Origin of the sequence: Cronobacter dublinensis subsp. dublinensis LMG 23823 (assembly GCF_001277235.1) — a bacterium.
In the GTDB taxonomy this organism is placed as follows: Bacteria; Pseudomonadota; Gammaproteobacteria; order Enterobacterales; family Enterobacteriaceae; genus Cronobacter; species Cronobacter dublinensis.
Window position 1 is genome coordinate 3,909,020 of the sequence record NZ_CP012266.1, and the last position, 19,611, is coordinate 3,928,630.

A 19,611-nucleotide genomic window follows, 5' to 3' on the forward strand; every position below is an offset into this window, starting at 1 on the left:
GATGAAACACTGGCCTGGAGGCTACCTTGTTAAACGAAATCAAACTTTCGCTGCAATACATTCTGCCTAAGCAGTGGCTCACTCGCCTTGCCGGCTGGGGCGCGAGTAAACGCGCGGGCTGGCTGACCAAACTGGTCATCGACCTGTTCGTGAAATACTACAAGGTCAACATGAGCGAGGCGCAAAAGCCCGATACCGCCAGCTACCGCACCTTTAACGAATTTTTCGTGCGCCCGCTGCGCGATGAAGTCCGCCCGCTTAACACTGATCCGAACGTGCTGGTAATGCCCGCCGATGGCGTCATTAGCCAGCTCGGTCGCATTGAAGGCGATAAAATCCTGCAGGCCAAAGGCCACAACTACTCGCTGGAAGCGCTGCTGGCGGGCAACTACCTGATGGCCGATCTGTTCCGCAACGGCACCTTCGCCACCACCTACCTGTCGCCGCGCGACTACCATCGCGTGCATATGCCGTGCAACGGCATCCTGCGCGAAATGATCTACGTACCGGGCGATCTCTTCTCGGTCAATCACCTGACCGCCCAAAACGTGCCGAACCTGTTCGCCCGTAACGAGCGCGTTATCTGCCTGTTCGATACCGAATTCGGGCCGATGGCGCAGATTCTGGTGGGCGCGACCATTGTGGGGAGCATCGAAACCGTCTGGGCAGGCACCATCACACCGCCGCGCGAAGGTATTATCAAACGCTGGACGTACCCGGCGGGCGAAAGCGATGGCGCGGTGGCGCTGCTGAAAGGCCAGGAGATGGGCCGCTTCAAGCTGGGCTCGACGGTTATCAATCTGTTCGCGCCGGGCAACGTTGAACTGGTCGAGCATCTGCAAAGTCTCTCAGTCACTCGCCTCGGCGAGCCTCTGGCGGTATCGACCGACGCGGTGACGGCCGATGTCACGCCTGCGGTGATTTCAGCCGAAGAAGTTGACGCTGAGCGCGATGCCAACCCGCTGGTAGATAACGACAAAGACCATTAAGACAAAGGTAAAATGACGTGCGCCTGATCCTTTACGTGCTGCTGGCATGGAGCCTGAGCTTTTGGGCGAACGCCGCAACCGCGCCTGATGAAAAACAGATAGCGCAGGAGCTGGAGCAGGCCAAAGCGGCCAAAAACCAGCCCGATCAGGCGCAAGTGGTTGAAACGCTGCAATCTGCGCAAAACGCGCTCGAGGAGAGAAAAGCCTCCCTTGAGCGCGCCAAACAATATCAACAGGTTATCGATAATTTCCCCAAGCTGTCGCAATCGCTGCGTCAGCAGCTCAATAACCTGCGCGACGAGCCGCGCCGGGTGCCGACAGGGCTCACCACTGACGCGCTCAATCAGGAGATCCTCCAGGTCAGTAGTCAGTTGCTGGAGAAGAGCCGCGAAGCGCAGCAGGAGCAGGATCGCGCCCGCGAAATCGCCGACTCCTTAAGCCAGCTTCCCCAGCAGCAAACCGACGCGCGCCGCCAGCTTAACGAGATGGAGCGCCGTTCGGGCGCGTCGACCGGTTCCAGCGCGCTCGGGGCGGCGCAGCTTCTCGCCCAGCAGGCGGAATCCGCACAGCTTAAAGCGCGCGTGGATGAACTGGAACTCGCGCAGCTCTCCGCCAGCAACCGCCAGGAGCTGGCGCGCCTGCGCTCCGAACTCGCGCAAAAGCAGAGCGAACAGCTCGATACTTACCTCCAGGCGCTGCGTAACCAGTTAAACAGCCAGCGCCAGCAGGAAGCCGAGCGCGCGCTGGAAAGCACCGAGCTGCTGGCGGAAAACAGCGCCAACCTGCCGCCGGCCATCGTCGAACAGTTCAACGTCAACCGCGAGCTCTCCCGCGCGCTGAACCAGCAGGCGCAGCGCATGGATCTTGTCGCGTCGCAGCAGCGTCAGGCCACCAGCCAGACGATGCAGGTGCGTCAGGCATTAACCACGCTGCGCGAACAGTCGCAGTGGCTTGGCGTCTCCAATGTGCTTGGCGAGGCGCTTCGTGCGCAGGTCTCACGCCTGCCGGAAATGCCGAAGCTGCAACAGCTGGATACCGAAATGGCCCAGTTGCGCGTGCATCGACTGCGCTATGAGGATCAACTCAACAAACAGCCGCAGCTGCGCCAGCTTCGTCAGGCCGACGGCAAGCCGCTGACGGCGGAGCAGAACCGCATTCTCGACGCCCAGTTGCGCACCCAGCGCGAACTGCTCGGCTCGCTGTTGCAGGGCGGCGATACGTTAATTCTTGAGCTCACCAAGCTGAAAGTGGCCAACAGCCAGCTTGAGGATGCGCTGAAGGAAGTGAACGAGGCAACGCACCGTTATCTGTTCTGGACCTCGGATGTCAGCCCGCTCAGCATCAGCTGGCCGGTGGATATCGTTCAGGACTTGCGTCGTCTTATCTCGCTCGACTTTTTCGGCCAGCTCGGCAAAGCCGCCGTGATGATGGTCACCAGCAAAGAAACGCTGCTGCCGCTCTTCGGCGCGCTGCTGCTGGTGGGCTTTAGCATCAGCTCCCGCCGCCATTTCACCGCGTTTCTGGAGCGTTCCAGCGCGCGCGTCGGTAAGGTCACGCAGGACCATTTCTGGCTGACCATGCGTACGGTGTTCTGGTCGATTCTGGTGGCCTCGCCGCTGCCGGTGCTCTGGGCGACGCTCGGCTATGGGCTGCGCGAAGCCTGGCCCTGGCCTATCGCCGTGGCGGTAGGCGACGGCGTGACCGCGACCGTGCCGCTGCTGTGGGTCGTGATGATCTCGGCGGCCTTCGCCCGCCCGAATGGCCTCTTTACCACACACTTCGGCTGGCCGCGCAACCGCGTCGCCCGCGCGATGCGCTACTACCTGATGAGCATCGGCTTTATCGTGCCGCTTATCATGGCGCTGATCACCTTCGATAACCTCAATGACCGCGAATTCTCCGGCTCGCTGGGACGTCTGTGCTTCGTGCTGATTTGCGGCGCGCTGGCCATCGTGACGCTCAGCCTCAAGCGCGCGGGCATTCCGCTCTATCTGGATAACGAAGGCAACGGCGATAACTGGGTCAACCGGCTGCTATGGAATCTGATGCTGTGCGCGCCGCTAATGGCGATCCTCGCCGCGGCCGTCGGCTATCTCGCCACCGCGCAGGCGTTGCTGGCGCGCCTGGAAACCTCCGTAGCCATCTGGTTCCTGCTGCTGGTCATCTACCACATTATTCGCCGCTGGATGCTTATCCAGCGCCGTCGTCTGGCCTTTGACCGCGCCCGCTCGCGCCGTGCGGAAATCCTGGCCCAGCGCGCCCGTGGCGAAGAAGAACCACATCACGGGCACAGCACCGAGGGCAGCGTTGAGGTAGATGTCGCCGAGCTCGATCTCGACGCCATCAGCGCCCAGTCGCTGCGCCTGGTGCGCTCCATCCTGACGCTTATCGCCCTGCTGTCGGTAATTGTGCTGTGGTCGGAAATTCACTCGGCGTTTGGATTCCTTGAGAATATTTCGCTGTGGGATGTCACCTCAACCGTTCAGGGCGTCGAGAGCATTGAGCCCATTACGCTTGGCGCGGTGCTGATAGCCATTCTGGTGTTTATCGTCACCACGCAGCTCGTGCGCAACCTGCCCGCGCTTCTGGAGCTGGTCGTGCTGCAACATCTGGAGCTGACGCCCGGCACCGGCTACGCCATTACCACCATCACCAAATATCTGCTGATGCTGATTGGCGGTCTGGTGGGCTTCTCGATGATTGGTATTGAATGGTCGAAGTTACAGTGGCTGGTGGCGGCGCTCGGCGTCGGGCTCGGTTTCGGCCTGCAGGAAATTTTCGCTAACTTTATCTCGGGCCTGATTATTCTCTTTGAAAAACCGATTCGTATCGGCGATACCGTGACCATCCGCGATTTAACGGGCAGCGTGACGCGCATTAATACGCGTGCCACCACCATCAGCGACTGGGACCGCAAAGAGATTATCGTGCCGAATAAAGCGTTTATCACCGAGCAGTTTATCAACTGGTCGCTTTCGGATTCCGTCACCCGCGTGGTGCTGACGGTGCCTGCGCCGTCGGATGCCAATAGCGAAGAGGTGACGCAGTTGCTTTACCGCGCCGCCGAGAAGTGCAGCTATGTGATAGATAACCCGTCGCCGGAAGTCTTTTTGGTCGATTTGCAGCAGGGTATTCAGATTTTCGAGCTGCGTATCCATGCCGCTGAAATGGGGCACCGCATGCCGCTGCGCCACGAGATCCACCAGCTGATTTTGCAGGGTTTCCGCGAACACGGTATCGATATGCCGTTCCCGCCGTTCCAGATGCGTCTGGAGAGTCTCGACGGCAAGCGTATGGCGCGAACGTTAAGCTCTGCCGGGCGCGCCAGCCGCGCGCCGGGAAGTATGTAATACGTAACGAAAAAGGAGCCGCAAGGCTCCTTTTTTATGGCTGTGATGCTGCTGTTAAAGCGGTTTAGTAAAGGTGGGTGCGCTTCGCTTAGCCCCCCTGCAAAAGCACAATCCTTTTTTGTAGGGCGGGTAAGCGAAGCGCACCGCCACAGGCCAGGATTCGGCCGTTACGCCCGGTCGACCGTGAAGGCGATAACTTCCGCGAGGCTTTCCGCGCCGAGCGCCAGCATAATCAGACGATCCACGCCCAGCGCGACGCCAGAGCAGTCCGGCAGGCCGACTTTCAGCGCCTCCAGCAGGTTGTAATCCACTGGCTGTTGCGGCAAACCGCGCTGGAGTCGCTTGCGGTTGTCCTGCTCAAAACGCTGCTGCTGTTCGCGCGCGTCGGTGAGTTCATGGAAACCATTCGCCAGCTCAATGCCTTTGTAATAGACCTCGAAGCGCTCCGCCACGCGATGATCTTCGGTGCTGATCTGCGCCAGCGCCGCCTGGCTTGCCGGGAAGTGATAGACAAACACCGGGCGGTCTTTGCCGATATGCGGCTCGACGCCCATTGAGAACAGCAGTTGCAGCAGCGTATCGCGATCTTCTTCGGTATCGGCGATGTTGCTCAGATCGAGCTTCGCCGCGACCTCACGCAGCTGGGTTTTATCCGCCGACAGCGGGTCTATCTCCAGATGGCGCTGAAACGCCTGCTGGTAAGAGATAGTCTCTGCGGGCTGGCATTCCAGCACCTGTTGCAGAAGATCGTCCACCTCGTTCATCAGGCGGTACATATCGTAGTGCGGGCGGTACCACTCCAGCATCGTAAATTCTGGGTTGTGATGACGCCCCATCTCTTCATTGCGAAAGCTGCGGCACAGCTGATACACCGGCCCGCAGCCCGCGGCCAGCAGGCGCTTCATGTGGTATTCCGGGCTGGTCATCAGATAGAGATTGATCCCCTGAGAATGGCCGGGGCCGACGAAACGCGTTTCGAACGGGAACAGGTGGATATCGGTTACCGTCGCCTGGCTCATGCAGGGGGTGTCCACCTCCAGTACGCCGCGGTCCGCAAAGAAGCGGCGGATCTCCGCCATAATCGCGGCGCGTTTTAACAGGTTGGGGATGGATGCGCTCGGCTGCCAGGTGGCCGTCTCGCTCATGATACTTTCTCCGTCGTCAAACAAGGGCACGAAGTCTACTCGTATCGCGTTCGCCAGACAAATTTTGCGCAGCGTTTTCCGCTGAAGGGGCCGATGTTCCGTTTTGTGAGCCACCTCATCAACCGGGCGGATAAAGCCCCTCGTACTGCCCTAAAAAATCGAACACATCAAATTTCCCCTCTGGGGGCACGGTTATACTCAGCTACCCAAAAAGGAGCAGGGGAACGCTTTACCCCCGCGCAGCCCCGTATTTTTGCCTTTGTTACCGCGCGGTGGGAATAACTAAAACCCGGAGGAATGTCGTGCATACTTTTCAAGCCGATCTGGCCATTATCGGTGCTGGCGGGGCGGGACTGCGGGCAGCCATTGCGGCGGCCGAGCGCAATCCCAACGCTAAAATCGCACTGATTTCAAAAGTCTACCCGATGCGTAGCCATACCGTCGCCGCAGAGGGCGGTTCGGCGGCGGTCGCCCAGGATCATGATAGTTTCGAGTATCACTTCCATGACACCGTCGCTGGCGGCGACTGGTTGTGCGAGCAGGACGTGGTCGACTATTTTGTGAAGCACTGCCCGCGCGAGATGACCCAGCTTGAACAGTGGGGCTGCCCGTGGAGCCGCCGCCCGGATGGCTCGGTCAACGTGAGGCGCTTTGGCGGCATGAAAATCGAGCGTACCTGGTTTGCCGCCGATAAAACCGGCTTTCACATGCTCCACACCCTCTTCCAGACTTCCCTGCAATTTCCGCAAATTCAGCGTTTCGATGAGCATTTCGTCCTCGATATTTTAGTGGACGACGGCCAGGCGCGCGGTCTGGTGGCGATGAACATGATGGAAGGCACGCTGGTGCAGATCCGGGCCAATGCGGTCGTGATGGCGACCGGCGGCGCGGGTCGCGTTTACCGCTACAACACCAACGGCGGCATCGTCACAGGCGACGGCATGGGCATGGCGCTCTCACACGGCGTTCCGCTGCGCGATATGGAATTCGTACAATATCACCCGACGGGCCTGCCCGGCTCCGGCATTCTGATGACGGAAGGCTGCCGCGGCGAAGGCGGCATTCTGGTCAATAAAGACGGCTACCGTTACCTGCAGGATTACGGCATGGGCCCGGAAACGCCGCTCGGCGAGCCGAAAAACAAATATATGGAGCTCGGTCCGCGCGATAAAGTCTCGCAGGCGTTCTGGCACGAATGGCGTAAAGGCAACACGATCGCCACGCCGCGCGGCGATGTGGTCTATCTCGATCTGCGCCATCTTGGCGAGAAAAAGCTGCTGGAGCGGCTGCCATTTATCTGCGAACTGGCGAAAGCCTACGTCGGCGTCGACCCGGTCAAAGAGCCGATTCCGGTGCGCCCGACGGCGCACTACACCATGGGCGGCATTGAAACCGATCAGCAGTGCGAAACGCGCATTAAAGGGCTGTTCGCCGTCGGCGAATGCTCATCCGTCGGGCTACACGGCGCCAATCGCCTCGGCTCGAATTCGCTTGCGGAACTGGTGGTGTTTGGCCGCCTGGCGGGCGAACAGGCGATGGAGCGCGCGATGGCGGCCGCACCCGCCAGCGACGGCGCGCTGAGCGCCCAGACGGCGGATATCGAAGCGCGTTTGCATCAGCTCGTTAATCAGGAAGGCAGCGAAAGCTTTGCGAAAATCCGCGATGAAATGGGGCTCTCCATGGAAGAAGGCTGCGGCATTTACCGCACGCCGGAACTGATGCAGAAAACCATCGATAAACTCGCCGAGCTGCAGGAGCGCGTTAAGCGCGTGCGCATCAGCGATACCTCCAGCGTCTTCAACACCGATCTGCTCTACACCATTGAGCTGGGCCATGGCCTGAATGTCGCCGAATGCATGGCGCACTCCGCCATGGCGCGTAAAGAGTCTCGCGGCGCGCATCAGCGCCTGGATGAAGGCTGTACCGAACGCGACGACGTTAATTTCCTGCGCCACACCCTCGCCTTTCGCGACGCTGACGGCACCACTCGCCTGGATTACAGCGACGTGAAAATTACCACCCTGGCTCCGGCGAAACGCGTCTATGGCGCGGAATCGGAAGCGGCCGATAAAAAGGAGACGGCGAATGGCTGAGATGAAAACGCTGCGCATTGAAGTGGTGCGCTATAACCCGGAAACCGACCACGCGCCGCACAGCGCATTTTATGACGTGCCCTGGGATGAACAGACCTCGCTGCTGGACGCGCTGGGCTATATCAAAGACAACCTGGCGGCAGACTTAAGCTACCGCTGGTCGTGCCGCATGGCGATTTGCGGCTCCTGTGGGATGATGGTCAACCGTGTACCGAAACTCGCCTGCAAAACCTTCCTGCGCGACTATCCCTCGGGCATGAAAGTTGAAGCGTTGGCGAACTTCCCTATCGAGCGCGATTTAGTGGTCGATATGACCCACTTTATCGAAAGCCTGGAGGCGATTAAGCCGTACATCATCGGCAACCCGCGCACGCCGGAACAGGGGCCGAATACCCAGACGCCGGCGCAGATGGCGAAATACCATCAGTTTTCCGGCTGCATTAACTGCGGCCTCTGCTACGCCGCCTGTCCGCAATTCGGGCTGAACCCGGAGTTTATCGGGCCCGCCGCCATTACGCTTGCTCACCGCTATAACCTCGACAGCCGTGATAAGGGCCAGAAGGCGCGTATGCCGCAGTTGAACAGCCAGAACGGTGTGTGGACCTGTACGTTCGTCGGTTACTGCTCGGAAGTCTGCCCGAAACATGTCGACCCGGCCGCGGCAATCCAGCAGAGCAAAGTAGAGAGCTCGAAGGATTTCTTAATCGCCATGCTGAAACCCGGCGCAAGGAGTGAATAATGACCTCGAAACGTAAGCCTTATGTACGGACGATGGAAGCGGGCTGGTGGAAACAGCTGCCCTTCTACCGCTTTTACATGCTGCGCGAAGGCACGTCTGTGCCCGCCGTCTGGTTCAGCATCGTGCTGATTTATGGCCTGTTCGCGCTTAAACATGGCCCGGAGAGCTGGGCTGGTTTTGTGGGCTTTCTGCAAAACCCGGTCGTCGTGTTAATCAACGTCATCACGCTGCTGGCAGCGCTGCTGCATACCAAAACCTGGTTTGAGCTGGCGCCAAAAGCCGCCATCGTGGTGGTGAAAGATGAAAAAATGGGGCCTGAGCCGGTCATCAAAGGGCTCTGGGGCGTGACGGTGCTCGTCACCATTATCGTGCTGTTTGTCGCCCTGTACTGGTAAGGAGGATATCGTGATTAATCAACACCCGAAACGTTCCGACGAGCCGGTATTCTGGGGCCTGTTTGGCGCAGGCGGCATGTGGTGCGCCATTGTCGCGCCGGTCATTGTGCTGCTAGTGGGCATTCTGCTGCCGCTCGGTATCGGCCCGGAAGGCGCGTTCAGCTATGCGCGCGTTATGGCGTTCGCCCAGAGCTGGATCGGCCGCTTGTTTTTGCTGCTGATGATTGTGCTGCCGCTGTGGTGCGGGCTGCACCGCATTCACCACGGCATGCACGATCTGAAAGTGCATGTTCCCGCCGGCAAATGGGTCTTCTACGGCCTCGCCGCTATTCTGACGGTTGTTACGCTGATTGGCGTCGTCACGCTCTGACGCCCTCGCGCCGCTTCTTCGCAAGCGGCGCGTTTCCCGCACTATTTCACTTTCGCGCGATTACAAAAGCGCAACGGGCATCTACACTTAGCAGTAAAAAAACAGAAGGATCCCGTCATGCGTATTCGACTACTCCCGGTTATTGCTACCGTCGCGACCGCGGCACTGCTGGTCGCCTGCAGCACCCCGACTCCACCAAACGGCGTGAGGGTGGTGGAAGATTTCAACGTCAACCGCTATCTCGGCACGTGGTATGAAATTGCCCGCTTCGATCACCGCTTTGAGCGTGGGCTGGAGCAGGTCACCGCCACTTACAGCCTGCGCGGCGATGGCGGTCTGAACGTCATTAATCGCGGTTTTAACCCCGACCGCAACAAGTGGCAGCAGAGCGAAGGCAAAGCCTATTTCACCGGAAATACGCGCCGCGCCGCGCTGAAAGTCTCTTTCTTCGGCCCGTTCTATGGCGGCTATAACATTATTGCGCTGGATAAAGATTATCAGCATGCGCTAATCTGCGGCCCGGATCGCAGCTACCTGTGGATCCTCTCCCGCACACCCACCATCAGCAAGCAAGTGAAAGAGGATCTGCTCGATTCCGCCACCCATCAGGGCTTTGCGGTGGAAAAACTGATCTGGGTAGACCAGCGCGCCCGTTAGTGGGTGCTGAGTTTAAGACCGATGATCCCGGCGACAATCAACCCCAGGCTCACCAGACGCGCGGGGCTTGCCGACTCGCCTAATAGCAGGATCCCGGTGATAGCCGCGCCGACCGCGCCAATGCCCGTCCAGACGGCATAGGCCGTGCCGGTCGGCAGGCTTTTCATCGCCCATGAAAGCAGCACAATACTGACGATCATCGCCGAAACGGTGATGAGGCTCGGAACAATACGCGTAAAACCGTGGGTATATTTCAGGCCGACGGCCCAGACCACTTCCAGAAGACCAGCAATAAACAGAACGAACCAGGACATAATCAGCTCCAGGTTTGTGGGGCCGTCCCCGTTCAACGTGACGCGCTTGCAGGTCGTCCCGCAAGGCCAGGTGATTAAAACGTCGCGATCATCCCTTCTCAGCGCCCATTTTGCAACCGTGTTTTTCCGCAAACAGCGGATTTACGCGGGTTAAGCCAGGAAATAGCCGCGATTGTGCGCGTACATCACGGGTTCAGTTAACGATAAATATTCCTATTATGGGACACTTTCCTGCTGGCTTCAGCAGGTGCGTCTTCCTCTCCATAATGAATCCGAGCATGTATAAAATTTTACTGGTTGATCGCTGTCATTTCAGCCGTACCGGGCTCGAAAGCTGGCTCAATCACTCCGAAGATTTCGCCGCGCCGTTCCATGTGACGGCAACCGATCATTTACTGCGCGCGCGTGAGCTTCTTCTTCAGTGGCAGCCCAATATGGTGATTGCCGATCTTCACGGGTTTATGGGAGATGTTCATCACGTCAATCAGTTCTCCTCCATCTTTGCCGCCTGCGGCAACACCACGCGTTTGATCCTGCTGCAAAGCGGCGAATCGGATGTGCTGGATGATTACTGTTCGCAGCAAATCACCTGGCGTATCGTCAATAAAGCGATTGGGCTGCGCGACCTGGGACAGCTGATTAGCAAAGCGCTGATGTCGCGGCCACCTTTTGGCGAGCCGAAAAGCATTACGCCGTTACTGACGCTGCGTGAAGAGCGCATTCTGGAATGGTGGGGCGTGGGGATGAGCAATGAAGAGATTGCGCGCAAAATGGAGATCGCCGTAAAAACGGTTTACACCTATAAACGCAATATTCGCATGAAACTCGGCGCCGATAACCGCTTTTCGCTGTTCGTGCCGTTGCCGGAGATGGACGCAAGATAACGGTACGACGCCGCACGGAGCCGTACCGTCGTCGTCATAATTACTGCGATGCGCGGGTTGCCGCGCCGGAGATCGCGCTGCCGCCGTCCTGAATATCTTCACCCACACCACGAGTGGTGTTACAGGCCGTCAACAGTGAAGAAAGGACCAGTGCTGAAAAGAGCGCCGCAATTGTTTTCTTAACCATAATCTCTTCCTTTTATTGCCTACGTTATTTGTGTATAGCTGTTTAAGCATAGACAAAAACTGACAAGTTGGCGGAAGGAAACGGTTTTTAGGAACAGAGGAACTATTTTGCCGCGCGCTCAATCGCGCCGCCGAGATGGCGGATATCTTCGCCAAAGCCGCGAGCCGTATTACAGGCGCAGGCAAGCGAACAGAGCAGCAAGACAATGAAAGGACGTAACAGCGGGGTTTTCATCGCGGATCTCTGCACATCTGCGGCGTAGCGAAACCACGCCGCAGAGCGCAATCGGGATTATTTTACGCGGGAAACGTATTCACCAGAGCGGGTATCCACTTTGATGATTTCGCCGATCTGAACGAACAGCGGCACTTTCACCACAGCGCCGGTAGAAAGCGTAGCCGGTTTGCCACCAGTCCCTGCGGTGTCGCCTTTCAGGCCCGGATCGGTATCAACGATTTCCAGTTCTACGAAGTTCGGCGGCGTCACGGAGATCGGCTGGCCGTTCCACAGGGTCACGATGCACTCAGCCTGATCCAGCAGCCATTTCGCGTTGTCGCCTACGGCTTTCGCGTCTGCGGCCAGCTGTTCGAAAGTTTCGTTGTTCATGAAGTGCCAGAACTCACCGTCGTTGTACAGGTAAGTCAGGTTCATATCGACAACGTCTGCGCCTTCAGCGGAGTCGGTGGATTTGAAGGTTTTCTCTACGCGGGAACCCGTCAGCAGACGGCGCAGCTTAACGCGCGCGAACGCCTGACCTTTACCCGGTTTAACGAATTCGCTGGATTCAACGGCGTACGGTTCGCCGTCCATCATGATTTTAAGACCGGCACGAAAATCGTTGCTAGAATAAGTCGCCATAAGGCCCTCTGAAATTGTTAACTGGTAGCTAAGCCACAAAATGGCGCATATTGTAACCCTAAATCCCCCATCCAGAGAAGATTGGTTATCGCAACTTGCCGATGTTATCACCGATCCCGATGAGCTCCTGCACCTTCTCAATATAGACGCTGACGAAGAACTGCTGGCCGGACGCGATGCGCGCCGTTTATTTGCGCTACGCGTCCCGCGGGCGTTTGTCGCGCGCATGGAGAAAGGCAACCCGCAGGATCCGCTGCTGCGCCAGGTGCTGACGTCGCGCGAGGAGTTTGTGGCGGCGCCAGGTTTTACCACCGATCCGCTCGAAGAGCAAAACAGTGTCGTGCCTGGGTTGCTGCATAAGTATCACAACCGCGCGTTACTGCTGGTGAAAGGTGGCTGCGCGGTTAACTGCCGCTACTGCTTCCGCCGTCATTTCCCGTATGCGGATAACCAGGGCAACAAGCGTAACTGGCAGGCCGCGCTGGACTATATCGCCGCGCACCCGGAGCTGGACGAGATTATTTTCTCCGGCGGCGACCCGCTGATGGCGAAAGACAACGAGCTGGAGTGGCTGGTGACGCACCTTGAGGCGATTCCTCACCTGAAACGCCTGCGGATCCACAGCCGCCTGCCGATCGTTATCCCGGCGCGGGTCACCGACGGTCTGGTGCGCTTGCTCGGGCAGACGCGACTGCAGGTGCTGCTGGTCAACCATATTAATCACGCTCAGGAGATCGACGACGCATTTCGCGCCGGTATGACGAAGCTGCGAGCGGCGGGCGTGACGCTGCTCAACCAGAGCGTGCTGCTGAAAGGCGTGAACGACAACGCCGCGACGCTGGCGGCGCTCAGCAATGCGCTGTTTGACGCGGGCGTGATGCCCTATTACCTGCACGTGCTGGATAAAGTGCAGGGCGCGGCGCATTTTATGGTGAGCGACGACGAGGCGCGCGCAATCATGCGCGAGCTGCTGTCACAGGTGTCGGGTTATCTGGTGCCGAAGCTGGCGCGCGAGATAGGCGGCGAGCCGAGCAAGACGCCGCTGGATTTGCAGTTGCGGCAGAATTGATATTTTTGTGAATGATGAGATGGCGGGTGCGCTGGCGCTTACCCGCCCTACACAAAAAAGTGGCGGTATTACAAACCACAGGGCGGGTAAGCATCAGCGTATCCGCCATTTTTTATCTTTAAAAAACCGTTAGCGCGCGGGCATCGCCATCAATTCGGGCACTTATAGACCTGGCCGACCATTTTGCTGGAGGTAGGAACGAAGCTTGAAAGCAGATTCTGGGTCGGGCTACTTACGCCGTAAAGCACGTTTCCGCCCATTGCGGCAGCCTGATTACGCAGATCGTTCGCCGCGCCGCGCATAGAGCCACCCTCTTCGCCATGCTGGCCGGAAAGCCAGTTGCTCTGCTCGCCCGTCGCGGTGCCCAGTAAGCGGCACTCTTTGCCCGGCTGCTCTTCGACAAAACGCACGCTCTGGCCTGCGGTCGAGAGTGAGTTACCGCTGCTGCATCCCGCCAGCAGCAGCGCGGCGACAACCATTCCTGTAGTGACTTTCAAGCGCATGTTATTCCCCATGATGAGTAGCTATTGATAGCCTGGGCTTCGTATGCCCGGTAAGACCTTATACTAAAAAGATGACCAAAAGAAAAACCCCGGCCATTACTGACCGGGGTTTTCTCTACTTAAGCTGCCGGGATGACGGAATACCATTCACGCCCGAGCGGCCTGAAGTAAGCGGATGACATTACATCATGCCGCCCATACCGCCCATGCCGCCCATGCCTGCAGCGCCTAAGTCGGCTTTATCTTCTTTCGGCAGATCGGTAACCATGCACTCGGTGGTGATCATCAGGCCCGCCACGGAGGACGCGTACTGCAGCGCAGAACGGGTCACTTTGGTCGGATCCAGGATACCCATGTCGATCATGTTGCCGTATTCTTCGGTTGCCGCGTTGTAACCGTAGTTACCGTCGCCTGACTTAACGGTGTTCGCAACCACTGACGGCTCTTCACCGCAGTTCAGCACGATCTGACGCAGCGGCGCTTCCATTGCACGCAGTGCAACTTTGATACCGACGTTCTGATCTTCGTTCGCGCCACGCAGGTCGCTCAGTTTGCTTGCTGCACGGATCAGCGCCACGCCGCCGCCAGCCACCACGCCTTCTTCCACCGCAGCACGGGTCGCGTGCAGGGCGTCTTCAACGCGTGCTTTTTTCTCTTTCATTTCAACTTCGGTCGCCGCGCCAACTTTGATAACCGCAACGCCGCCAGCCAGTTTCGCTACGCGCTCCTGCAGTTTTTCACGGTCGTAGTCAGAGGTCGCTTCTTCGATCTGCTGACGAATCTGACCAACACGGCCCTGGATTGCGGTTTCGTCGCCCACACCATCGATGATGGTGGTGGTGTCTTTGTTGATAACCACACGTTTAGCCTGACCCAGATCTTCCAGAGTCGCTTTTTCCAGTTCCATACCGATCTCTTCAGAGATAACGGTACCGCCGGTCAGGATAGCGATATCCTGCAGCATGGCTTTACGACGGTCGCCGAAGCCCGGCGCTTTCACCGCAGCCACTTTCACGATGCCGCGCATGGTGTTCACCACCAGGGTCGCCAGCGCTTCGCCTTCAACATCTTCAGCGATGATCAGCAGCGGTTTGCCTGCTTTCGCAACGGCTTCGAGAACCGGCAGCATTTCGCGGATGTTGGAGACTTTTTTGTCAGCCAGCAGGATGAATGGGCTTTCCAGTTCAACAGCGCCGGTCTCCGGCTTGTTGATGAAGTACGGAGACAGGTAGCCGCGGTCGAACTGCATACCTTCAACCACGTCCAGCTCGTCCTGCAGGCCGGTGCCTTCTTCAACGGTGATAACGCCTTCTTTACCCACTTTCTCCATCGCTTCGGCAATCAGTTTGCCCACGGTTTCATCGGAGTTAGCGGAGATGGTACCGACCTGAGCGATAGCTTTAGAGTCAGAGCACGGTACGGAGAGCGCTTTCAGCTCTTCAACAGCGGCGATAACCGCTTTATCGATACCGCGTTTCAGGTCCATCGGGTTCATGCCTGCCGCAACGGCTTTCAGGCCTTCGGTGATGATAGCCTGAGCCAGTACGGTTGCAGTGGTGGTGCCGTCGCCTGCCGCATCGTTCGCTTTGGAGGCCACTTCTTTCACCATCTGGGCACCCATGTTTTCGAACTTGTCTTCCAGCTCGATTTCACGTGCTACGGACACGCCGTCTTTGGTGATGGTCGGCGCACCGAAAGATTTATCCAGCACCACGTTACGGCCTTTCGGGCCCAGGGTGACTTTCACTGCGTCTGCCAGTACGTTTACGCCGCGCAGCATTTTTACACGAGCGTCGTTACCGAATTTTACGTCTTTAGCTGCCATATCGTTATTTCCCTTAAATTCGTACGTTCAGTTTGTTCGCGCGTGAGATTACGCTTCAACAATTGCCAGAATGTCGCTTTCAGACATGATCAGCACTTCCTGATCGTCCAGCTTCTCGGTTTTCACACCATAGCCATCGTTGAAAATAACGATGTCGCCGACTTTCACATCCAGCGGCTTCACTTCGCCGTTTTCAAGGATGCGGCCATTGCCAACAGCCAGCACTTCGCCACGCGTAGATTTACCCGCGGCAGAGCCGGTCAGAACGATGCCGCCAGCAGATTTAGATTCAATTTCTTTACGCTTGACGATCACGCGATCATGCAATGGACGAATATTCATTGATAGCTCTCCTTTGAGAAAGTCCGTATCAGTTAGGGATTGAGCCGGCCCGTTGAGGTTTCCGGCTGGTGCCCAGAGAGATGGGGTTGGGGTTTTCCCCCTTCAAGGGGGTAAAAGAAAAATTTTTTGGATTTTTTATCGCGAGTCGCGATCGTGGTCGTCGAGGCGCTTCGGGCCGTCATCTTTGCGCTGGTACTCGCCGTCAAAGGTATTGCCGCCCTGCGAAGAAGCGCCAAAACCGCCGCCTGGCGTGCGGCTAAAGCGCAGATGCGGCATCAGGCGCAGCGTGATGAGTTTCTGCACGGGCGGCAGTAACAGCAGCAGGCCCAGGAAGTCGGTAAAGAAGCCAGGCAACAGCAGCAGCAGACCGGCGATAATCAGCGACACGCTTTTCAGCATTTCCGCCGCCGGGCTCTCGCCTGCTTCCATTTTCTGCTGCATCAGCATCAGGTTTTTAAAGCCCTGGTTGCGCACCAGCGACATCCCGATAACCGACGTGAAGATAACCAGCAGCAAGGTCAGAAAAACGCCGAACACATGCGCCACCTGAATAAAGATGGAAATTTCAATGTAGATGTAAAGAAAGAAGGCGATAAAGGGTATCCAGCGCACCGGGTTCTCCTGTAAAAAGCAGGCGCCTTCTGGCGCCTTAGAAATAGATGTGCAAACGCATATACCGTGAGATGGAGGCGCCTTAGCCAAAGTTCAATCACTTTGCACGGACATTTTTTCTGGAAATTTTTAAGCGGTGACCCATTTCACAGTTTAATAATTGTCATCAGACGCGGCCGGGAATAAGTGATCCAGGTTACTGCTTTTCGCTATCATCAGCATATGATCGTGGGCACCAGACCGATTAAGGACATAAATGTCGGTCATTTTATCTCCATAACCACATATATCCTGTGAGTTTGGTGCAATCTTAGTCAGCTTAAGTAAGAAGGTTCACATGTTAAACAACATTCGTATCGAAGAAGATTTGTTGGGTACCAGGGAAGTTCCAGCGGATGCCTACTATGGTGTTCATACTCTGCGAGCGATTGAAAACTTTTACATCAGCAACAGCAAAATCAGCGACATCCCTGAATTTGTTCGTGGCATGGTGATGGTGAAAAAGGCGGCGGCGCTGGCCAACAAAGAGCTGCAGACCATTCCGCGCAAAGTTGCCGACACGATTATCGCCGCCTGCGATGAAGTGCTGAACAACGGAAAATGCATGGATCAGTTCCCGGTGGACGTCTACCAGGGCGGCGCGGGCACTTCCGTGAACATGAACACCAACGAAGTGCTGGCGAATATTGGCCTTGAGCTGATGGGCCACCAGAAAGGGGAATATCAGTTCCTCAACCCCAACGATCATGTGAACAAGTGCCAGTCTACCAACGACGCCTACCCGACCGGTTTCCGCATCGCGGTTTACGCGTCCATCGTGAAGCTGGTCGACGCCATCAAAGAGCTGGGCGAAGGCTTCCAGCGCAAAGCCGTAGAATTTGAAAACATCCTGAAGATGGGCCGTACCCAGCTGCAGGACGCTGTGCCGATGACCCTCGGCCAGGAGTTCCACGCGTTTAACGTGCTGCTGAACGAAGAGACCAAAAACCTGCTGCGTACTGCGGAGCTGCTGCTGGAAGTGAACCTCGGCGCGACCGCTATCGGCACCCGTCTGAACACTCCGGACGGCTATCAGCAGCTGGCGGTGCAGAAACTTGCGGAAGTGAGCAACCTGCCGGTCGTCCCGGCGGAAGACCTGATTGAAGCGACCTCCGACTGCGGCGCTTACGTCATGGTGCACAGCTCGCTCAAGCGTCTGGCGGTAAAACTCTCCAAAATCTGTAACGACCTGCGTCTGCTCTCCTCCGGTCCGCGCGCGGGCCTGAACGAAATCAACCTGCCCGAACTGCAGGCGGGCTCGTCCATCATGCCAGCCAAAGTGAACCCGGTCGTGCCGGAAGTGGTAAACCAGGTCTGCTTTAAAGTGATCGGCAATGACACCACCGTCACGATGGCGTCCGAAGCGGGTCAGTTACAGCTGAACGTGATGGAGCCGGTTATCGGCCAGGCGATGTTTGAATCTGTCCACATTCTGACCAACGCCTGCTACAACCTGCTGGAAAAATGCGTTAACGGCATCACCGCCAACAAAGAAGTTTGCGAAGGCTACGTCTACAACTCTATCGGTATCGTCACCTATCTCAACCCGTTCATCGGCCACCACAATGGCGATATCGTCGGGAAGATTTGCGCCGAAACCGGCAAGAGCGTACGTGAAGTCGTGCTGGAGCGCGGCCTGCTGACGGAAGCGGAGCTGGACGACATCTTCTCTGTCCAGAACCTGATGCATCCGGCTTACAAAGCTAAACGCTATACCGATGAAAGCGAACAATAATCCCCTTTCGGGATACACTAAAAAGGCACGTCTCCGGACGTGCCTTTTTCGTTTAATGGATACCAAATTATAACTTTTAATTATCCAATAATTAACCATCAAGGAAGCCATCATGATAGTTGTCGAACTTATCATCGTTTTACTGGCCATTTTTCTTGGCGCCAGGCTTGGGGGGATCGGCATAGGGTACGCCGGCGGGCTCGGGGTATTGGTGCTCGCCGCTATCGGGGTTAAACCCGGTAATATCCCTTTTGACGTTATCTCTATCATCATGGCGGTGATCGCCGCCATTTCCGCCATGCAGGTCGCAGGCGGGCTGGATTTCCTGGTCAACCAGACGGAAAAGCTGCTGCGTAAGAACCCGAAATACATTACTGTCCTGGCGCCGCTGGTCACCTATTTTCTGACCATTTTCGCCGGTACCGGCAACATCTCGCTCGCCACGCTGCCGGTTATCGCCGAGGTCGCGAAAGAACAGGGCGTGAAGCCCTGCCGCCCGCTCTCGACGGCTGTGGTCGCCGCGCAAATCGCTATCACCGCGTCGCCTATCTCCGCCGCTGTGGTGTATATGTCCTCCGTGATGGAAGGCCACGGCGTCAGCTACATTCACCTGCTGATGGTCGTGATCCCCTCAACACTCGCCGCCGTGCTGGTGATGTCATTCCTGGTTTCCATGCTGTTTAACTCAAAACTCTCTGACGATCCGGTTTATCGCAAACGTCTGGAGGAAGGGTTAATCGAACTGCGTGGCGACAAGCAGATTGAGATCAAACCGCGCGCCAAAACCTCCGTCTGGCTGTTCCTGCTGGGCGTGGTCTGCGTGGTGGCTTACGCCATCATCAACAGCCCGAGCCTGGGCCTGGTGGCCAAACCGCTGATGAACACCACCAGCGCTATCCTCATCATCATGCTGAGCGTCGCGACGCTTATCACGCTTATCTGCCGCGTGGAAACCGACAGCATCCTGAACTCCAGCACGTTTAAAGCCGGGATGAGCGCCTGTATCTGTATTCTCGGCGTGGCGTGGCTTGGCGATACCTTTGTTTCCGCCAATATCGACTGGATCAAAGCGACCGCAGGCAGCGTGATCCAGGGCCATCCGTGGCTGCTGGCGCTGATTTTCTTCGTCGCCTCGGCGCTGCTCTACTCCCAGGCGGCCACCGCCAAAGCGCTGATGCCGATGGCGCTGGCCCTCAACGTTTCGCCGCTGACCGCCGTAGCGTCGTTCGCCGCCGTGTCCGGCCTGTTTATTCTGCCGACCTACCCCACGCTGGTCGCCGCCGTACAGATGGACGACACCGGCACCACGCGTATCGGACGTTTTGTTTTTAACCACCCGTTCTTTATTCCCGGCACGCTCGGCGTCGTGCTGTCGGTCTGCTTCGGCTTCCTGCTGGGCAGCGTACTGCTGTAACCTCTTCGGGGCGCTGCGGCGCCCCTTTTTCTGCGCCAAAACCCACGCTTACACTCCGTCGCTAACGCGTATCCCCTGCCCGTTGTATAGT

20 protein-coding genes are annotated in these 19,611 nt (G+C 57.5%); 11 read left to right on the plus strand and 9 right to left on the minus strand.

What is annotated here, in order from left to right:
* Positions 1-26: 26 nt before the first annotated feature.
* Together asd and mscM are read left to right on the plus strand one after the other, a co-directional pair.
* Positions 27-989 (plus strand): archaetidylserine decarboxylase, encoded by a 963-nt coding sequence (gene asd, locus AFK67_RS18100; protein ID WP_007709233.1) that lies wholly within the window; start codon positions 27-29, stop codon positions 987-989.
* 17 nt (positions 990-1,006) lie between these two features.
* Complete coding sequence (gene mscM / locus AFK67_RS18105) at positions 1,007-4,339, plus strand: miniconductance mechanosensitive channel MscM (protein WP_038884558.1); 3,333 nt, start codon at positions 1,007-1,009, stop codon at positions 4,337-4,339.
* Between the two features lie 167 nt (positions 4,340-4,506).
* Here mscM and epmA read toward each other — a convergent pair whose 3' ends face one another.
* The gene (gene epmA / locus AFK67_RS18110; protein ID WP_038884560.1) at positions 4,507-5,484 is read right to left on the minus strand and encodes an elongation factor P--(R)-beta-lysine ligase; all 978 of its coding nucleotides are present in this window, start codon (positions 5,482-5,484) and stop codon (positions 4,507-4,509) included.
* Positions 5,485-5,786: 302 nt separating this feature from the next.
* Between epmA and frdA the strand changes: the two genes are divergently transcribed.
* From frdA to AFK67_RS18135, 5 genes are all read left to right on the plus strand, one after another.
* Positions 5,787-7,577: a fumarate reductase (quinol) flavoprotein subunit gene (frdA, locus tag AFK67_RS18115; protein ID WP_007722908.1), complete on the plus strand. Its 1,791-nt coding sequence runs from the start codon at positions 5,787-5,789 to the stop codon at positions 7,575-7,577.
* Positions 7,570-8,316: a succinate dehydrogenase/fumarate reductase iron-sulfur subunit gene (locus AFK67_RS18120; protein WP_007722904.1), complete on the plus strand. Its 747-nt coding sequence runs from the start codon at positions 7,570-7,572 to the stop codon at positions 8,314-8,316. Before frdA ends, AFK67_RS18120 begins: the two co-directional genes overlap by 8 nt.
* Positions 8,316-8,711, plus strand: coding sequence for a fumarate reductase subunit FrdC (gene frdC / locus AFK67_RS18125; RefSeq protein ID WP_007722901.1), 396 nt, complete (start codon positions 8,316-8,318; stop codon positions 8,709-8,711). Before AFK67_RS18120 ends, frdC begins: the two co-directional genes overlap by 1 nt.
* A gap of 10 nt (positions 8,712-8,721) precedes the next feature.
* Positions 8,722-9,081, plus strand: a complete 360-nt coding sequence (frdD, locus tag AFK67_RS18130; RefSeq protein WP_007722898.1) for a fumarate reductase subunit FrdD — start codon at positions 8,722-8,724, stop codon at positions 9,079-9,081.
* A 117-nt stretch (positions 9,082-9,198) separates the two neighbouring features.
* On the plus strand, positions 9,199-9,738 hold the full coding sequence (locus AFK67_RS18135) for a lipocalin family protein (protein ID WP_071602777.1): 540 nt from the start codon (positions 9,199-9,201) through the stop codon (positions 9,736-9,738).
* On the opposite strand, the gene sugE is transcribed toward AFK67_RS18135, so the two are convergent.
* Complete coding sequence (gene sugE / locus AFK67_RS18140; RefSeq protein ID WP_007722894.1) at positions 9,735-10,052, minus strand: quaternary ammonium compound efflux SMR transporter SugE; 318 nt, start codon at positions 10,050-10,052, stop codon at positions 9,735-9,737. The genes AFK67_RS18135 and sugE overlap by 4 nt on opposite strands.
* 278 nt (positions 10,053-10,330) lie before the next feature.
* On the opposite strand from sugE, the gene AFK67_RS18145 reads away from it, so the two are divergent.
* Positions 10,331-10,936, plus strand: coding sequence for a helix-turn-helix transcriptional regulator (locus AFK67_RS18145; RefSeq protein ID WP_007722893.1), 606 nt, complete (start codon positions 10,331-10,333; stop codon positions 10,934-10,936).
* A gap of 40 nt (positions 10,937-10,976) precedes the next feature.
* On the opposite strand, the gene ecnB is transcribed toward AFK67_RS18145, so the two are convergent.
* From ecnB to efp, 3 genes are all read right to left on the minus strand, one after another.
* On the minus strand, positions 10,977-11,123 hold the full coding sequence (gene ecnB, locus AFK67_RS18150) for a lipoprotein toxin entericidin B (protein ID WP_004386070.1): 147 nt from the start codon (positions 11,121-11,123) through the stop codon (positions 10,977-10,979).
* A gap of 102 nt (positions 11,124-11,225) precedes the next feature.
* Positions 11,226-11,357: an entericidin A/B family lipoprotein gene (locus tag AFK67_RS22280; protein WP_007722892.1), complete on the minus strand. Its 132-nt coding sequence runs from the start codon at positions 11,355-11,357 to the stop codon at positions 11,226-11,228.
* 57 nt (positions 11,358-11,414) lie between these two features.
* The gene (gene efp / locus AFK67_RS18155; RefSeq protein WP_007722891.1) at positions 11,415-11,981 is read right to left on the minus strand and encodes an elongation factor P; all 567 of its coding nucleotides are present in this window, start codon (positions 11,979-11,981) and stop codon (positions 11,415-11,417) included.
* Positions 11,982-12,021: 40 nt separating this feature from the next.
* Here efp and epmB point away from each other — a divergent pair, with 40 nt between their 5' ends.
* Complete coding sequence (gene epmB / locus AFK67_RS18160) at positions 12,022-13,050, plus strand: EF-P beta-lysylation protein EpmB (protein ID WP_032967271.1); 1,029 nt, start codon at positions 12,022-12,024, stop codon at positions 13,048-13,050.
* Positions 13,051-13,199: 149 nt separating this feature from the next.
* On the opposite strand, the gene AFK67_RS18165 is transcribed toward epmB, so the two are convergent.
* The 4 genes from AFK67_RS18165 to AFK67_RS18180 form a co-directional block, all read right to left on the minus strand.
* Positions 13,200-13,553, minus strand: a complete 354-nt coding sequence (locus tag AFK67_RS18165; RefSeq protein ID WP_032967268.1) for a DUF4156 domain-containing protein — start codon at positions 13,551-13,553, stop codon at positions 13,200-13,202.
* 181 nt (positions 13,554-13,734) lie between these two features.
* Positions 13,735-15,378: a chaperonin GroEL gene (groL, locus tag AFK67_RS18170; protein ID WP_007722885.1), complete on the minus strand. Its 1,644-nt coding sequence runs from the start codon at positions 15,376-15,378 to the stop codon at positions 13,735-13,737.
* A gap of 48 nt (positions 15,379-15,426) precedes the next feature.
* Positions 15,427-15,720, minus strand: a complete 294-nt coding sequence (locus AFK67_RS18175; RefSeq protein ID WP_004387018.1) for a co-chaperone GroES — start codon at positions 15,718-15,720, stop codon at positions 15,427-15,429.
* A 135-nt stretch (positions 15,721-15,855) separates the two neighbouring features.
* On the minus strand, positions 15,856-16,332 hold the full coding sequence (locus tag AFK67_RS18180; protein ID WP_007722882.1) for an FxsA family protein: 477 nt from the start codon (positions 16,330-16,332) through the stop codon (positions 15,856-15,858).
* Between the two features lie 337 nt (positions 16,333-16,669).
* Here AFK67_RS18180 and aspA point away from each other — a divergent pair, with 337 nt between their 5' ends.
* Together aspA and AFK67_RS18190 are read left to right on the plus strand one after the other, a co-directional pair.
* Positions 16,670-18,106, plus strand: coding sequence for an aspartate ammonia-lyase (aspA, locus tag AFK67_RS18185; RefSeq protein ID WP_038884562.1), 1,437 nt, complete (start codon positions 16,670-16,672; stop codon positions 18,104-18,106).
* Positions 18,107-18,218: 112 nt separating this feature from the next.
* The gene (locus AFK67_RS18190; protein ID WP_007722876.1) at positions 18,219-19,520 is read left to right on the plus strand and encodes an anaerobic C4-dicarboxylate transporter; all 1,302 of its coding nucleotides are present in this window, start codon (positions 18,219-18,221) and stop codon (positions 19,518-19,520) included.
* The last annotated feature ends 91 nt before the right edge of the window (positions 19,521-19,611 follow it).

Bases quoted from the DNA above. Each gene is read 5' to 3' on its own strand.
- epmB (WP_032967271.1), top strand. From the start codon at position 12,022: ATGGCGCATATTGTAACCCTAAATCCCCCATCCAGAGAAGATTGGTTA.
- AFK67_RS18120 (WP_007722904.1), top strand. From the start codon at position 7,570: ATGGCTGAGATGAAAACGCTGCGCATTGAAGTGGTGCGCTATAACCCG.
- sugE (WP_007722894.1), bottom strand. From the start codon at position 10,052: ATGTCCTGGTTCGTTCTGTTTATTGCTGGTCTTCTGGAAGTGGTCTGG.
- aspA (WP_038884562.1), top strand. From the start codon at position 16,670: ATGTTAAACAACATTCGTATCGAAGAAGATTTGTTGGGTACCAGGGAA.
- AFK67_RS18190 (WP_007722876.1), top strand. From the start codon at position 18,219: ATGATAGTTGTCGAACTTATCATCGTTTTACTGGCCATTTTTCTTGGC.
- AFK67_RS22280 (WP_007722892.1), bottom strand. From the start codon at position 11,357: ATGAAAACCCCGCTGTTACGTCCTTTCATTGTCTTGCTGCTCTGTTCG.
- AFK67_RS18145 (WP_007722893.1), top strand. From the start codon at position 10,331: ATGTATAAAATTTTACTGGTTGATCGCTGTCATTTCAGCCGTACCGGG.
- frdC (WP_007722901.1), top strand. From the start codon at position 8,316: ATGACCTCGAAACGTAAGCCTTATGTACGGACGATGGAAGCGGGCTGG.
- AFK67_RS18175 (WP_004387018.1), bottom strand. From the start codon at position 15,720: ATGAATATTCGTCCATTGCATGATCGCGTGATCGTCAAGCGTAAAGAA.
- AFK67_RS18135 (WP_071602777.1), top strand. From the start codon at position 9,199: ATGCGTATTCGACTACTCCCGGTTATTGCTACCGTCGCGACCGCGGCA.
- efp (WP_007722891.1), bottom strand. From the start codon at position 11,981: ATGGCGACTTATTCTAGCAACGATTTTCGTGCCGGTCTTAAAATCATG.
- AFK67_RS18165 (WP_032967268.1), bottom strand. From the start codon at position 13,553: ATGCGCTTGAAAGTCACTACAGGAATGGTTGTCGCCGCGCTGCTGCTG.
- epmA (WP_038884560.1), bottom strand. From the start codon at position 5,484: ATGAGCGAGACGGCCACCTGGCAGCCGAGCGCATCCATCCCCAACCTG.
- ecnB (WP_004386070.1), bottom strand. From the start codon at position 11,123: ATGGTTAAGAAAACAATTGCGGCGCTCTTTTCAGCACTGGTCCTTTCT.
- groL (WP_007722885.1), bottom strand. From the start codon at position 15,378: ATGGCAGCTAAAGACGTAAAATTCGGTAACGACGCTCGTGTAAAAATG.